1 protein-coding gene (only partly in view) is annotated in these 16,937 nt (G+C 71.2%); it reads left to right on the forward strand.

The window, feature by feature from the left end; genetic code table 11:
• On the forward strand, positions 1 to 16,937 hold the 5' portion of the coding sequence (locus D7D52_RS14905; protein ID WP_120736944.1) for a non-ribosomal peptide synthase/polyketide synthase. 11,389 nt of this gene lie beyond the right edge of the window; only the first 16,937 of its 28,326 coding nucleotides appear in the window; the start codon lies at positions 1 to 3; the stop codon falls past the right edge of the window.

A 16,937-nucleotide genomic window follows, 5' to 3' on the forward strand; every position in this document is an offset into this window, starting at 1 on the left:
ATGACCGGGCACAGTTCTGTCCTTTTTCCGCTCTCTGCCGCGCAGCAGGGGATTTGGTACGCGCAACAGCTGACCGGTCCGAACCCGATCACCAATGCCCTGTGCATCGAACTACACGGAGACCTCGACGTCGAGTTGCTGATGTCCACCCTGTGGCGGGTGGCCGGCGAGTTCGGGGCGGCCCGGCTGCGGATCGTCGAGACCGACAACGGTCCGAGGCAGGCGGTGGATCGCGAACTGGACGAGCCGACCCGGCTGCTGGACCTGCGCGGGGAGCCGGATCCCCGGGCGGCGGCGCAGGAGTGGATGCGCGCCGAGTACAGCCGCCCGGTCGATCTGCAGCGCGACCGGCTCATCGCCACGGCCGTGCTGCGGGTGGGGGAGCGGCACTGGCTGTGGTATCTGCGCGCCCACCACATCGCCATGGACGGGCTGGCCGCCATGACCCTGCTGTCGCGCGTGGGCGACCTGTACACCGCGGCGGTGGAGGGCGTCGCGCCCCCGGCGGCCAAGATCCAGGGCCTGGCCGACCTGGTCGCCGCGGACGAAATGTACCGGGGCTCCGCCCGTTTCACCACCGACCGCGAATTCTGGCAGCGTCAGCTGGCGGACCTGCCCGCCCCGGTGAGCCTGGCCGGTCGCAGCGCCCAGGCCGACTCGCACCCCCTGTCGGTGAGCGGGGTGCTGTCGCCGGAGACCGCCGAACTGCTGGCCGCCGTGATCAAGGCGACCGCGGCCAATCCGGCGGTGCCGGTGCTGGCGGCCTTCGGCCTGTTCCTGGGCCGCATGACCGACAGCGACGACATCGTGCTGAGCCTGCCGGTCTCGGCGCGCGTCACCACCGCGGCCCTGCGCTCGGGCGGCATGCTGGCCAATACCCTGCCCTTCCGGATCACCACCGGTCCGCGCGACACGGTCGGCGAGCTGATCGAGGCGACCCAGCGGCAGCTGATCGAAGTGCTGCGCCGGCAACGGTATCGGCAGGAGGACATGTTCCGCGATATCGGCCGCCTCACGCCCCAGACCCAGGTGTTCGGGCCGTACGTGGACCTGATGATGTTCGACACCAAGGTGGTGCTGGGCTCGATCACCGGCCGATTGCAGGTGCTGACCCCCGGTCTGGTGTCGGATCTGTCGGTGAGCGTCTACGCCGGTGCGGGCGAGACACCCGAATCCACCGCCACCCGTGTGGATTTCGTGGCCAACCACGACCTGTACACCCCCGAGGAGATCGCCGGGCATCACGAGCGATTCCTGCGCTTCTTCCCGAAGTTCCTGCGCGCCCTCGACACCGACCCCGCGACGCCGGTGCGCGATATCGCGGTCCTGGACTCCGCGGAACAGGACCGGGTGCTGTACGCGTGGAACGACACCTCAAGTGCCGTCGATTCCACGCCGGCCACCGGCGCCACCCTGGTCGAGATGTTCCGGCGGCAGGCATCCGAGACCCCCGACGCCGTCGCGGTCGTGGACGGCGACCGGCAGCTCACCTACGGGCAGCTCGAACAGCGCGCCGCACGGCTGGCCGCGCTGCTGGCCGCCCGCGGCGCGGGCCCGGAAAGCCTGGTGGCCGTTGCTCTTCCGAAGAGCATCGAGCTGATCACCGCGCTGCTGGCCATCCTCGAATCCGGCGCCGCCTACGTGCCGCTGGACCCGACCTCCCCGCCCGAGCGCGTGACCTACATCCTCGGCGACGCGGTCCCCACCCTCGTGCTCGTCGACGACTCCACCACGGAACTCGTGAGCGCGAGCGATGTTCCGGCGATGCTTATCGACACCGTGGACGGGCTCGATGACGCCCTCGGTACGCCTCGGCGCGCCGTTCCCGGCAATGCCGCCTACGTCATCTACACCTCCGGCACCACCGGAAAACCCAAGGGCGTCACGGTGACCCACGCCAACGCCGTCTCCCTGTTCCACAGCACCCAGCCGTGGTGCCGGTTCGGGCCCGACGATGTCTGGACCTGGTGCCACTCCCAGGCTTTCGACTTCTCGGTGTGGGAGATCTGGGGCGCGCTGCTGCACGGCGGGCGCGTGGTCGTCGTCCCGCGCGAGGTGGCCTACGCACCCTCCGAACTGTGGGACCTGATCGTCGAAAAGCGCGTGACCATCCTCAACCAGACCCCGTCGGCCTGCTACGCCCTGATCGAATCCCGGCGCGGCGCGGTCGCGGACGGTTCGGCGCTGCGCATGGTGATTTTCGGCGGTGAAGCCCTCGACCCCACCCGGTTGCGGCGCTGGCCCGTCCTCGCCCGGCCGGACGCGCCCCGGCTGGTCAATATGTACGGCATCACCGAGACCACCGTGCACGTCACCGAACAGCAACTGGAACAAGATCATTGGCGCGGCGAACCCGGGCTGAGCCCGATCGGCGTGCCGCTGGCGAATCTGCGTGTGTACGTGCTGGATTCGTGGCTGCGCCCGGTGCCGCCCGGTGTCTCGGGTGAACTGTACGTGGCCGGTGCGCAGGTGGCGCGCGGCTACCTCGCCCGCCCGGCACTGAGCGCCGCCCGCTTCGTCGCCGACCCGTTCGACGCCGCCGGCGGCCGCCTCTACCGCAGCGGAGATTTGGTGCGCTGGACCGAGTCCGGGGTGCTCGAATATCTGGGCCGCGCCGACGAGCAGGTGAAGATCCGCGGCTACCGCATCGAACTCGGCGAGATCGAATCCCTGCTGGCGGCCGAGGAGTGCGTGGCCGGCGCGGTCGTCACCACCCACACCGCCGACCCCGACACGCCGTCGGACACCCAGCTGGTCGCCTACCTGGTCCCCGATCCTCGCTTCGCGCCCGCCGCCGCGACCTGCCTGCGGCTGCGACACGAGGGCGAGATCGCGCCCGAGGAGCTGCACGAGCTGCCCAACGGCATGCCGATGGTGGGGCGCAATCGGTCCAATATGGTGTTCCTCTACGAGGAGATCTTCGAGACCGAGGAGTACTGCCACGGCGGGGTCACCATCCCCGACAGCGGTTGCGTCGTCGATATCGGCGCGCACGTCGGCATGTTCTCGGTGTTCGCCAAGCGCACATCGCCCGGCATCAAGCTGTTCGCGGTCGAGCCGATGCCCGAACTGCGCCGCATGTACCGGGCCAATGCCGCCCTGCACGCGCTGGACGCCACCCTGGTGCCGTACGCGATCGGCGCGGAGAACACCAGCGACACCTTCACCTACTATCCGGAGATGTCGGTGCTGTCGGGGCGCGGCGCCGACAGCCGGGTGCAGCGCGACATCCTGGAATCGTTCCTGCACAACGAATATCACGCCGAGACCCAGGATCTCGGCGCGGGCCTGGTCGATCAGCTGATCGCCGAGCGGCTGGACTGCGTGCGGGTCGAGGTCCCCATCCGCACCCTCTCGCACATCATGGACGAGTTCGGGATCGACCGCATGGATCTGCTCAAGCTCGATGTCGAGGGCAGTGAGCTGGAGGCGCTGCACGGCATCGAGGAGCGGCACTGGCCGCTGGTGGATCGCATGGTCATCGAGGTGCACGATGTCGAGGATCGGCTGGCGAGCATCGAGAAGCTGCTGTGCGAGCGGGGATTCGAGGTGGAGGCACGGATCTCGCCGAACGTGATCGGCACCGATCTGCACATCGTGTACGCCGTGCGCACGGCGCTGGCCGACCGGCCCGCCGTGGAGCGCGACGGCGCGGAACTGCTACGCCCGCAGGAGAACTGGAGTGGCCCGGCCGCACTCGGCGCGCTGCTGCGGGAACGGCTCGCTCAGCGGCTGCCCGGCTACATGGTGCCCGATGTGGTGATGGTGCTCGACGCCCTCCCGTTGACCGTGAACGGGAAGGTCGACAAGGCGGCATTGCCCGCGCCGGTGGTGGCGCGCGCCGGCTATCGTGCGCCGGCGACCCCGGTCGAGGAGATCGTCGCCACCGTGTTCGCCGAGGTGCTGGGCGTGGAGCGGGTGGGCGTCGACGACGATTTCTTCGTGCTGGGCGGCAATTCGCTGTCGGCGACCCGATTGTCGGCGCGGCTGTCCGACGGTGTGGGCGTGGCGGTCTCGGTGCGGGATGTCTTCGAAGCCTCCGCGGTCGCGGCCTTGGCGATCCTGCTCACGGACCGTGTCGCCGAGGCGCCGGCGGCGGTCGAGGGGCCGCGGTTGCGGCCGGGCCCGCGACCGGAGCGGATCCCGCTGTCGTTCGCGCAGCAGCGGATGTGGTTCGTCAACCGCTTCGATCCGGAATCGGTCGCCTACAACATTCCGATGGTGATCCGGCTGTCCGGCACCTTGGACGTGGCGGCGCTGGCGGCGGCGGTGGGGGATGTCCTCGAACGCCACGAGGTGCTGCGGACCCGGTACCCGGACGCCGACGGGGTGCCCTACCAGTTGATCGTGCCGGTTTCGGAACTGCCCGCGCTCACCGACCTGCGCATGGATCCGGTCGAGGTGAGCGAATCGGGTTTGGCGGCCGCGCTGAACGAGGTCGTATCGAGGGGTTTCGATGTGGCCGAACGCGTTCCGCTACGGGCTCGCCTCTGGTGCACGAGCGCAACCGATTTCGTGCTGGTGCTGGTGGTCCATCACATCAATGCCGACGGCTTCTCCATGGCCCCGCTGGCCCGCGATCTCGCCGCGGCCTACACGGCCCGCCATGACGGCCGGCAACCGAGCTGGCGGCCGTTGCCGGTGCAGTACGCCGATTACGCGCTGTGGCAGCGGGAAACGGCAGGAATCGTCGACGATCCGGAATCCGCTTCGGCGCAACAGCTTCGATACTGGTCGGCGCAGCTGTGTGAGCTGCCCGACGTGCTGCCGCTGCCGACCGACCGTCCACGGCCGCCGGTGGCCTCCCACCGCGGCGCGACCCACGACTTCGTGCTCGCACCCGAGGTGGTCGAGGGGATGCGGGCCCTCGCCCAGGCCCGGGGCGTGACGGTGTTCATGGTGTTCCACGCTGCGCTGGCGGTGGTGCTGGCGCGCCTGTCGGGGGAGTCCGATATCGCGGTGGGCTCGCCGGTGGCCGGGCGCGGCGCGGCCGAATTGGACGGCCTGATCGGCATGTTCGTCAATACCGTGGTGCTGCGCGCCCAAGTGGACGAGAACGCCGCGTTCACCGATCTGCTCGCCGATATCCGGGCGGTGGACCTGGACGCCTTCGCCCATGCGGAGGCGCCGTTCGAACAGGTGGTGGAGGCGCTGGATCCGCCGCGCAGCCAAGCCCACCATCCGCTGTTCCAGGTGATGCTGGCCTTCCACAATCTGGATCAGGCCCAGCTCGAGCTGCCGGAACTGGTGGTCAGCGCGGCGGGCGCCGACACCGGCATCGAACGATTCGATCTGACCTTCACGCTGACCGACGCCCCCGACAGCGGCGGCGCGATCCCGGTGCAACTCGGTTATGCCACCGATCTTTTCGACCCCGGCACGGTCGCGGCGCTCACGGCCCGGCTGGTGCGGGTGCTGGAGACCGTGACCACCGAGCCGACGGTTCGCGTGCGCGATATCGAGGTCGTGACCGGGCCGGAACGCGATCGGCTGCTGCGCGACTGGGGGCGCTACGGTGCCCCGCAGGGCCCAGCGGCGGTGACACTGCCGGAGATGCTGGCGGCCGTGGTGGCGAGTCACCCCGACGGCATCGCGGTGGTGGACGGTGGGCGACAGATGTCGTATCGGGAACTCGACGCGCGGTCGAATCGCCTGGCGCACAGGCTGATCGAGGCGGGCATCGGCGCGGAGACCGTCGTCGCGATCGCGCTGCCGCGTTCGCTGGACTGGGTGACGGCGGTGTGGGCGATCGCCAAGACCGGGGCGGCGTTCCTGTCGTTGGATCCTGCGCACCCGCACGAACGAAATCGGTTCGTGTGCCGCGACTCCGGGGCCCTGCGGGTCGTGGTCCGTGGTGGCGTAGCGGATTTCGGTGTCGAGGTGATCGATCTCGACGATCTCGATCTCGATCTCGATCTCGATCTCGATCTCGAGGCGGGGCCGATGGCCGCGCCGCGAAAAGTCCACGCGGACAACACCGCCTACGTGGTGTACACCTCGGGCTCGACCGGTCGCCCGAAGGGAGTCGAGGTCACCCACGCGGGCTTGGCGGCCCTGGTCGCCGACCACCGGGCGCGCTGCACGGTCGACGCCGACGCCCGGGTGTTCGCGGTGGCGGCGCGCACCTTCGATGCCGCGATCCTCGAACTGCTGCTGGCGGTGGCGGGCGCGGCGGCGCTGGTGGTGGCCCCCGCGGACGTGTACGGCGGCGAACCGCTACGGGAATTGCTGCGCGACAGCCACATCAGCCACGCCTTCCTGACCCCGGCGGTGGCGCTGTCGCTGGACCCGGCCGGACTCGACGCCCTGCGGGTCGTGCTGACCGGCGGTGACCGATGCACGCCCCGGCTGGTGCAGCGGTGGGCGGGCACCGACGCGGCGGGCGCGCGCCGGGTGCACAACCTCTACGGTCCCGCCGAGGCCACCATCTGGGTCACCGCCGCGGAGTTGCTGCCGCAGCGCGCGATCGGGATCGGCACCCCGATTCCCGGGATGCGGGTGGCGGTGCTGGACGCCTGGTTGCGTCCCGTCGCGGCCGGCGCCGTGGGTGAACTGTACGTCTCGGGTCCCGGGGTGGCGCGCGGCTACCGGGGCCGGGCCGGTGCGACCGCCGAACGCTTCGTGGCCGACCCGTTCGGTGCGCCGGGGCAGCGCCTGTATCGCACCGGCGACCTGGTGCGCTGGGTCGAAGACGCGCCCGGCTCGGCGGCATTGGAGTTCGTGGGCCGCAGCGACTTCCAGGTGAAAGTCCGCGGTCAACGCCTGGAGCTCGGCGAGATCGAGGCGGCCCTGGCGGCGACGGCGGGCGTCGAACACGCCGTGGCCGTCGTCCACGCCCCCGGCGACGCCGCGCGACTGGTCGGATACGTGGTGGCCGCGCCGGGGCAGTCCCTCGATCCCGACCATGTCCGGCGCTCCGCCGCCGACCGGCTGCCCGCCTACATGGTCCCGGACGTGGTGCTGGTGCTCGACGAGCTGCCGTTGACCGCGACCGGCAAACTCGACCGGAAAGCCCTGCCGGCACCGGTTTTCGCCGCGCCCGAGTTCCGCGCGCCCTCGACACCGGTCGAGGAACTCGTGGCCGCGGTGTTCGCCGAGGTCCTCGGTGTCGAGCGGGTCGGCGCCGACGACGACTTCTTCGCGCTCGGCGGCGATTCGATCGTCTCGATCCAGGTGGTCTCCAAGGCACGGGCCCGCGGCGTGGTCTTCGGTCCCCGCGACATCTTCGAGCAGCGGACCCCGGCGCGGCTGGCGAGCCGGGCCGGATCCGCGTCGCCCGAGACCCTGACCGAATTGCCCGGCGGCGGAGTGGGGGAACTGCCGTTGCTGCCGGTGGCGCAGTGGATGCTGGCGTGGGGCAAGGGATTCCAGCGTTTCGAACAGCACTTGACGGTGCCGGTCCCCGCCGGGCTGGACGAGGCGGGCGTGCTGGCGGCGGTGACGGCGGTGATGGACCGGCACGACATGCTGCGCTCGCGATTGCGTCGCACCGAGAGCGGCGAGTGGGCGCTGGTGGTCGACCCGCCCGGCACGGTGGACGCGGCCACGGTCCTGCGCCGGTGCGCTGCGGACGCCGATCTGTCCCTCGAAGCTAACATCGCTGCCGGACAGTTGAATCCGCAATCCGGCGTCATGATCCGCTGTGTGTGGCAGCCCGCCGCCGAGGGTCCGGGCCGCATGCTGGTGCTCGCCCATCACCTGGCCGTCGACGGGGTGTCGTGGCGGGTGCTGCTGCCGGATCTGGTGTCGGCGTTCGCGCAGGTCGCGGCCGGCGCCACGCCGGTGCTGGAGCCGGTGGGGACCTCGATGCGCCGCTGGGCGCACGGCCTCGTCGCGGCCGCCGCGACGCGGAGCGGCGAACTCGCGCTCTGGCAGTCGATGGTTGCGGGAGCGGATCCGCTCTGGGGCGGAAGGGAATTGGATCCGGCCCTCGACACCGCCGCCACCCTGCGCGAGGTGCACGTCGAGTTGCCCGCCGCGGTAACTAACGGACTGCTGACACGCGTGCCGGCCGCCTTCCACGGCGGCGTCGAGGACGGCCTGCTGGCCGCTGTGGCGGTGGCGGTACGAACGTGGCGGGCGCACAGGGGAATCGACGACCCGCGGGTATTGCTGCGCCTGGAAGGCCACGGCCGCGAACAGCAGGTCGTGCCGGGCGCGGACCTGACGCGGACGGTGGGCTGGTTCACCACCATGTTCCCGGTGCGGTTGGATCTGACCGGCGTCGACGTCCACGATGTCCTCGCGGGTGGGGATGCCGTTGCGGCGGCTGTTCTTTCGGTGAAGGAGACCCTGCGCTCGATCCCGGACCGGGGCATCGGCTACGGCATGCTGCGCTACCTCGACCCGGCCGGCGCGGCCGCGCTGCCGGACCGGATGCCCGGCCGGATCGGCTTCAACTATCTGGGCCGCATCGCACGTCCCGACGCCGACACCGGCGGAATCGGCGGTGGTGCCGGCGAAGTGAGCATCACCCCCGATCCGGACATGCCGGTGACCCTGGCGGTGGACGTGAACGCCATGGTGGTGGGGGACCGGTTGCGGGCCACATTCCGCTTCCCCGGCACCCTGCTCGACACCGCCGAGATCGACGAGCTGTCCACACTGTGGGTGCGGACCCTGACCGCGATCGCCGAGCACGCCGAAACCCCGGGCGCGGGCGGACATTCCCCCTCCGACCTCGAGCTGGTTTCCCTGACCGGCGCGGAGGTCACCGCCCTGGATCGCGCCTACCCGTCGCTCACCGACGTGTGGCCGCTGACACCGCTCCAGGCGGGCCTGCTGTTCCACGCGGACCTCGCGGCCGACGTGGACGCGTACGTGGCACAGCTGACGCTGCGCCTCACCGGCACGCTGGAGGTCGAGCGCTTGCATGCGGCTGCCGAGGCGCTGGTGCGCGAACACCGCAGTCTGCGCACCGCGTTCACCGGAACGGGTGGTGGCGCTACGGTCGCGGTGGTCTGCGAAGATATCGAATTGCCTTGGCAGGTAGTCGATCTGAGTGCACAGTCCGACCCGGAATCGGCACTGGCCGATCTGGCCGCGGCGGCGAAGGCCGAGCGTTTCGACCCGGCGCGCCCGCCCCTGTTGCGCTTCACCGTCGCCGACCTGGGCGGCGACCGCTGGGCATTGATCCTCACCAACCATCACCTGATCCTCGACGGCTGGTCCTACCCGCTGCTGCTCACCGATCTGTTCACCCGCTACGCCACCGGCACGGGGACGGCGGCCGATGCCTATCGGGAGTTCCTGTCCTGGTTGGCTTCCCGGGACCGGGACGCCGCCCTCGCGGCCTGGTCGGCCGCCCTCGACGGCGCCGAACCCACGCTGCTCGCCGGCGCCGAGACCCTGCCCGACACCGTCGCGGTGGCCGAACAGTGGCTGACCCTCGACGCGGACACCGCCCGCGAGCTGTCGGCCGTGGCCGCCACCGCCGGGGTGACGGTGTACACGGTGCTGCAATCGGTGTGGGCGATCATGGTGGCGCAGGACAGCGGTCGCACCGACGTCGTGTTCGGCGCGACGGTGTCCGGGCGGCCCGGCGAGCTGCCGGACGCCGACCGCACCCTCGGACTGTTCGTCAACACCGTGCCCACCCGCGTGCGCCTGCGACCGAGCGAGAGCCTCACCGGCCTGTGGTCGCGCCTGCAGGCGGAGCAGGCCGCCCTGCTCGACCATCACCACCTTTGCCTCGCCGACATCCACGCCCGCACCGGCACCGATCGGCTCTTCGACACCGTCATGGTTCTCGAGTCCTATCCGCTGGACGCACAGGGCATTCGGCGGCTCACCGGCGACTCGGGGCTCGACATCACCGGTGTGACCGCGACCGACGCCACCCACTACCCGCTGACCTGCAGCGTCACCGTCCACGACGGGTTGCGCGTGCGCCTGCAACACCGGCCCGAGATATTCGACGCGGACACGGTCGCCGCCTTCGCCCGCCGCCTGCGGCAGGTGCTGCGGGCGATCACCCTCGACCCGTCGCTCCCGCTTCGCGAGGTCACCGCTCTGCCGGAAGCGGAACAGCGACGACTGCTCCAGCGCGGCAAGGGCTTCGGGCCCGACGCGGACGCGGCCCGGCGTGCCGCGCGCACCCTGCTCGAGCTGCTCGCCGCCGCCGTGTCCGCCAACCCCGAGGGCTGCGCGGTGGTCGACGGCGAACGCCGCGTCACCTACCGTGAACTCGACGAGCAATCGAATCGATTGGCACGCTTGCTGATTCACCGCGGCGTCGGCCCCGAATCCGTGGTGGCGGCCGGGGTGCCGCGCTCGCTGGACTGGGTGCGGGCGGTGTGGGCCATCGCCAAGACCGGCGCCGCATTCCTGTCCGTGGACCCCGCCCATCCCCTCGACCGTAACGCGTTCCTGTGCACCGACTCCGCGGCCCGCGAGGGCCTGACCACCGCGTCCCACCTCGCGGCCTTGCCCACCGACCTGCCCTGGCTGGTGCTCGACGACCCCGAGATCGTGGTCCGGGTGGCGCAGTGCGCGCCCAGGCCGATCACCGCGGCCGACCGGCACGGCGACCCGCGGCCGGACAGCACGGCGTACGTCGTCTACACCTCCGGATCCACCGGACGGCCGAAGGGCGTCGAGGTCACCCACGCCGGTCTGCCGGGCGTGTGCGCCGCGCAGCGCCGGCGCTTGCGCGTCGGCCCCGACGCCCGGGTGCTGACCGTGGCGGCCCGCACCTTCGACGCCGCGATCTTCGAGCTCCTGCTGGCCGTGGCCGGCGCCGCAACCCTCGTCGTCTCGCCCCCGGAAGTGTACGGCGGACAACAACTTTCGAATCTCATGCGGGCGCAGCGGGTCACCCATGCCGTCCTCACCCCCACGGTGGCCGCCGCCACCGACCCGGCGGGACTCGACGATCTGGAGGTCCTGGCCGTCGCGGGCGAAGCCTGCCCGCCCGCTCTCGTCGCCCGCTGGGCCGCCACCGATCGCGCGGGCCGCCGCCGGGTGCACAACCTCTACGGCCCGGCCGAGGCGACCATCTGGGTGACCGGCACCGCCGAACTGGCCGCGGGCGACGTGATCACGCTGGGTTCGGCGATCGACGGCATGTCCCTACTGGTACTGGATTCCTGGTTGCGGCCCGTTCCGGCGGGCGTGGTCGGTGAGCTGTACGTGTCGGGACCCGGTGTGGCCCGCGGCTATCGGGGCCGCACGGGGCTGACGGCCGCGCGCTTCGTCGCCGACCCCTTCGGCGCGCCCGGCGAGCGGCTCTACCGCACCGGCGACCTCGTGCGCTGGGCGAACGCCGAATCCGGCTCGGGCGCAGGGGCTCTAGAGTTCGTCGGCCGCGCCGACCTCCAGGTGAAGGTGCGCGGTCAGCGCCTCGAACTCGGGGAGATCGAGGCCGCGCTGTGCGCGCAGGACGGTGTCACGCACGCCGTCGTGCTGCTGCACGAATCCGAGACCGGTCCGCGACTGGCCGCCTACGTGGTCGCCGACTCCGCGGTGGATACGGCCGCGTTGCGGCGCGCGCTCGGCCGGCGACTGCCCGGCTTCATGGTGCCGGACGCCGTGCTGGCCGTGGACGCCCTCCCTATGACGGTGAACGGCAAACTCGACAAGGCCGCGCTGCCCGTCCCCGCACCGGCCCGCGCCGGCTACCGCGCACCCGCGACGCCGCTCGAAGAACTCGTGACCACCGCCTACGCGGAGGTGCTCGCGGTCGAGCGGGTGAGCGTGGACGACGATTTCTTTGCGCTGGGCGGCAATTCGCTCACCGCGACCCAGGTGTCGGCGCGGCTGGCCGAGCCTGCCGGGAAACCGGTGGGCGTGCGCGACATCTTCCAGGCCCCGGTGGCCTCGGAGCTGGCGGAACTGCTGGCCGGGCGCACGACCGGCGTCGACTCCGGGGACGCACCGCGCTTGCGGTCGTGGGCGCGTCCGGATCGGGTGCCGCTGTCGTTCGCCCAGCAGCGCATGTGGTTCGTCAACCGCTTCGCGCCCGAGTCCGCCTCCTACAGCATTCCGCTGGTGCTGCGCCTGTCCGGCGCGTTGAACGTCGAGGCTCTGTCGGCGGCGGTCGGCGACGTCCTGACCCGGCACGAAGTGCTGCGTACTCGCTACCCGGACGATGACGGCGTGCCCTACCAGGCGATCACGCCGTGCGCGGAGCTCGCGGACGCCGTCGACGTCGAGCTCACCCCGCGGCAGGTCGATCCCCAGATGCTCGACGCCGCGGTGTCGGAGATCGCCGGCCAGAGTTTCGATGTGGCCGAACGCATTCCGCTGCGCGCGCGGCTGCTGTCGAGCGGTCCGGACGAGTACGTGCTGGTGCTGGCGATCCACCACATCAATGCCGACGGGTTCTCGATGACGCCCCTGGCGCGGGATCTCGCTACCGCCTACGCCGCGCGATGCGCGGGGCGGCAACCGGAATGGCCGCCGCTGCCGGTGCAATACGCCGACTACGCGCTGTGGCAGCGTGAGATGCTGGGGTCGCACGACGATCCCGCGTCGGTGGTGGCCCGCCAGACCGATTACTGGACAACGCAATTGCGTGACCTACCCGAGGTGCTGGACGTGCCGTCGGATCGGCCGCGCCCGGCCATCGCCTCGCATCGCGGCGCGAACCACCGGTTCACGATCGAACCCGCCGTCGTCTCCGGGCTGAACGAACTGGCCGCCGCGGCCGGCGTCACCCCGTTCATGGTGTGGCACGCGGCCTTGACCGTCGTGCTGTCGAGGCTCTCGGGAACCACCGACATCGTCGTCGGCACCCCCGTGTCGGGACGCGGATCCGCCGCACTCGACGATCTGGTGGGCATGTTCGTCAATACCGTGGTGTTGCGGACCCCGGTGGACGAAGCGCAGCCCTTCCGCGCGCTGCTGGATCGGGTGCGCGCGGTGGATCTGGATGCGTTCGCGCACGCGGAGATTCCGTTCGAGCAGGTGGTGGAGGCGGTCGATCCGCCGCGCAGTCAGGCCCGCAACCCGCTGTTCCAGGTCATGCTCGCCTTCCACAATCTCGACCCGGCGGCCGTGCGGCTGCCCGGCGTCGCGGTCACCCCGTCGAGTGCCGACACCGGTATCGAGCGCTTCGATTTCACCCTCACCCTCGCCGACACCCCCGACGCCGGGGGCGCGCTGCCTGTCGATTTGAGTTACGCCACCGACCTTTTCGATCCGGCCACCATGCGGGCGCTGGCCCACCGGCTGGAACGAGTGCTGCGGGCCGTCGTCGCCGACCCCGGCTGCCTCGTGCGAGACATCGACCTGCTGTCGGTGTCCGAACGGCAGGTGCTCGAAACCTGCAGCCACGCAGTGCTTCCCGACCTCGGTGGCCTTTCCGGCGTCGAGGGCGACTCGACGCTTCCCGTGCTGCTGGCCGCCGCCGTGGCCGCCAACCCCGATGGCTGCGCGGTGGTCGACGGTGACCGCCGAATGACCTACCGGGAACTCGACGAGCACTCGAATCGGCTGGCCCGCCTGCTCATCGAGCAGGTCATCGGACCGGAATCGGTGCTCGCCCTCGCGGTGCCGCGCAGTCTCGACTGGGTGCTGGCCGTCTGGGCGGTCACCAAGACCGGGGCCGCGTTTCTGTCCCTGGACCCGGCGCATCCGCTCGACCGCAACCGCTACATGGTCGCTGATTCCGTTGTGCGCCTGGGCATCACCCGCGCCACCCATGTCGCGAGCCTGCCGGGCGAGGACATGACCTGGCTGATACTCGACGATCCGTCCGTCGCGGCGCGCATCCGGCGTAACCCGGCCACCGCGCTGAGCGTGGCCGACCGGCACGCCGAGCCGCGGGCGGGCACCACCGCCTACGTCGTCTACACCTCCGGTTCGACCGGGCAGCCGAAGGGCGTCGAGGTCACCCATGCCGGGCTGGCCGCCGTCGCCGCCGCCCAGCGCCACCACTACGGCGTCACCGCCGACTCCCGCGTACTCGGCGTCGCCGCACGCACTTTCGACGCCGCCCTGTTGGAGTTGCTGCTGGTCGCGCCCACCGGCGCGACCCTGGTGCTGGCCCCGGCCGACGCCTACGGCGGTCCGGCGCTGGCCGCGGTGCTGCGCGACCGGCGCATCACCCACGCCTTCCTGACGCCGTCGGTGGTGGCCTCGCTCGATCCGGCCGGGCTCGACGAGTTGCGGGTGCTGACGGTCGGCGGCGAGGGCTTTTCGCCGGGGCTGGTGCGGCAGTGGTCGCGGACCGACGTGGCCGGCGCACGCCGATTCTTCAATACCTACGGACCCTCCGAGACCACGATCATCAGCACCATCAGCCGCGAACTGCGGGCCGGTGACCCCGTCGAATTGGGCACCGGCATCCCGGGTATCGGCGTGCTGGTGTTGGACGCGTGGCTGCGTCCGGTACCGGTGGGCGTGGTCGGCGAGCTGTACCTGTCCGGTGCCGGACTGGCTCGCGGCTACCGCGGCCGCCCGGGCCTGACGGCCGCCCGGTTCGTCGCGCACCCCTTCGGCGCACCGGGCGAGCGGCTGTATCGCACCGGCGACCTCGTGCGCTGGACCGGCGAATCCGAGACGGGGACAGGCGCGCTGGTGTTCGTCGGACGCTCCGACTTCCAGGTGAAGGTGCGCGGTCAACGCCTCGAACTCGGGGAAGTCGAAGCCGCGCTGTGCGCGTTGGACGAGATCGGCCAGGCCGTCGTGACCGTGCACCGGGCCGACGCCAGCGCCCGGCTCGTCGCCTACGTCGTCGCCCGCAGCGACGCGGCTCCCGACCCGGAGTCGATCCGTGCGGCGGTGGGCCGGCGCCTGCCGGGGTACATGGTGCCGGACGCGGTGGCGATCCTCGACGAACTGCCCCTGACCGCCACCGGCAAGGTGGACCGGCGCGCGCTGCCCGAACCGGTGTTCACCACACCGGAATTCCGTTCGCCCGCAACACCCGTCGAGGAACTGGTGGCGGAGGTCTTCGCCGAGGTCCTCGGCCTCGAACGGGTCGGCGCCGACGACGACTTCTTCGCCCTGGGCGGTGATTCGATCGTCTCGATCCAGGTGGTGTCCAAGGCGCGCGCCCGCGGCGTCATCTTCGGGCCGCGTGACGTCTTCGAGCAGCGCACCCCCGCCCGGCTGGCGGCCTGCGCACAAACCCCCGCGCACGCGGCCGCGACCACCCTGGCGGAGTTGCCCGGCGGCGGGGTCGGCGAGTTGCCGCTGCTGCCGGTCGCGCGCTGGATGGTGGAGTGGGGCAACGGTTTCGATCGCTTCGACCAGCATGTGGTGCTGCGACTGCCCGCCGAGGTGGACGAGCCGGATCTGGTGGCGGCCATTGCCGCGCTGCTGGATCGCCACGACATGCTGCGTTCCCGATTGCGGCGCACCGAGAACGGCGACTGGGGGATGACGGTCGCCCCCGCCGGCGAGGTCGATATCGCGTGGCTGCTGCATCGGCGGCCACTCGACGGCGGGCCGGCCGTCGATACCGCATCCGGTCGCCGCGCCGTCGCCGAAATCGCCGCGGCCGAACTGGATTCGACGCTGGACTGGCTGGATCCGCGCGGCGGCGCGATGGTGCAGTTCGTGTGGCTCGACCCCACCGGTGACGCGCCCGGATGGCTGCTGGTGGCCGCCCACCACCTGGTGGTCGACGGCGTGTCGTGGCGGGTGCTGGTGCCGGATCTGCTGTCGGCGCTGAGCCAGGCCACGTCGGGGGCGATTCCGGTGCTGGAACCGGTCGGCACCTCGATGCGACGCTGGGCGCACGGCCTGGTCGAGGCCGCACAGGATCCGATCCGACTGCGTGAGTTGGAGCTGTGGCAGTCCATGGTCGCCGGCGTCGATCCCGCGCTCGGCGGCCGGGAACTCGACTCCGCCCTCGACACCGCCGCCACCCTCGACCAGATCGAGGTCTGCCTGCCGGAACCGGTGACCCGGAGCCTGCTGGCCCGGGTGCCCACGGTGTTCCACGGCACCGTCAACGACGGCCTGCTGGCGGGATTGGCGGTGGCCGTGCGGCAGTGGCGGGCGCGTCGCGGCATCGACGAATCGTCGGTGCTGATCCGGCTGGAGGGTCACGGCCGCGAGGAGCAGGTCGTGCCGGGCGCGGAGCTGTCGCGGACGGTCGGCTGGTTCACCTCCATGTTCCCGGTGCGATTCGACCTGGACGGCATCGCGCTCGATTCCGGATGCGACGGGGAATCCCTTGCGGCGACGGTTCTTTCGGTGAAGGAGACGCTGCGGTCGATTCCGGACAAGGGCATCGGCTACGGACTGCTGCGCTATCTCAACCCCGACACCGCCACCCGGCTACCGGATCGGATGCCGGGCCGGATCGGATTCAACTACCTGGGGCGGGTGTCGAGCACCGACGTCGGCGCGGACGGACCACACGGCGGCCTGGGCGAACTGACCGCCGCACCCGACCCGGACATGCCGGTGACGGTCGCGATCGACATCAGCGCCATCGTCGTCGACGACCGATTGCGGGCCGGATTCCGCTTCCCGCGCACCCTGCTGGGTGACGACGACGTGCACGAGCTCGCCACGCTGTGGTCGCGGGCGCTGACCGCCATCGCCGAACACGCCGAAACTCCCGGCGCGGACCGACATTCGCCGTCGGACTTCGACCTCGTGGAGCTGACCGGCGCCGACGTCGCCGACCTCGAGCGCGCCTATCCCGCCGTGACCGATGTCTGGCCTGTGACGCCGTTGCAGGCCGGGTTGCTGTTCCACGCGCAGTTGGCCGATGCCGACTCCGAGGCCGATGCCTATGTCGCCCAACTGATCCTGCACCTGTCGGGTGCGCTGGATCCGGAACGGCTGCGGGTGGCCGCGGCGGAAATCCTCGCGCGACACGAGGGCCTGCGCACGGCCTTCACCACCACCGGCAGTGGAAACGTCGTGGCGGTGGTCGACGACGGCGCCGAATTGCCGTGGCGGGTCGTGGATCTCGCCGATGAGCAGGATCCCCGTCGTGCGCTCGACGCGCTCGCGGCCGCGGAGAAGGCGACACC

The organism is Nocardia yunnanensis (assembly GCF_003626895.1).
Classification (GTDB): Bacteria; Actinomycetota; Actinomycetes; order Mycobacteriales; family Mycobacteriaceae; genus Nocardia; species Nocardia yunnanensis.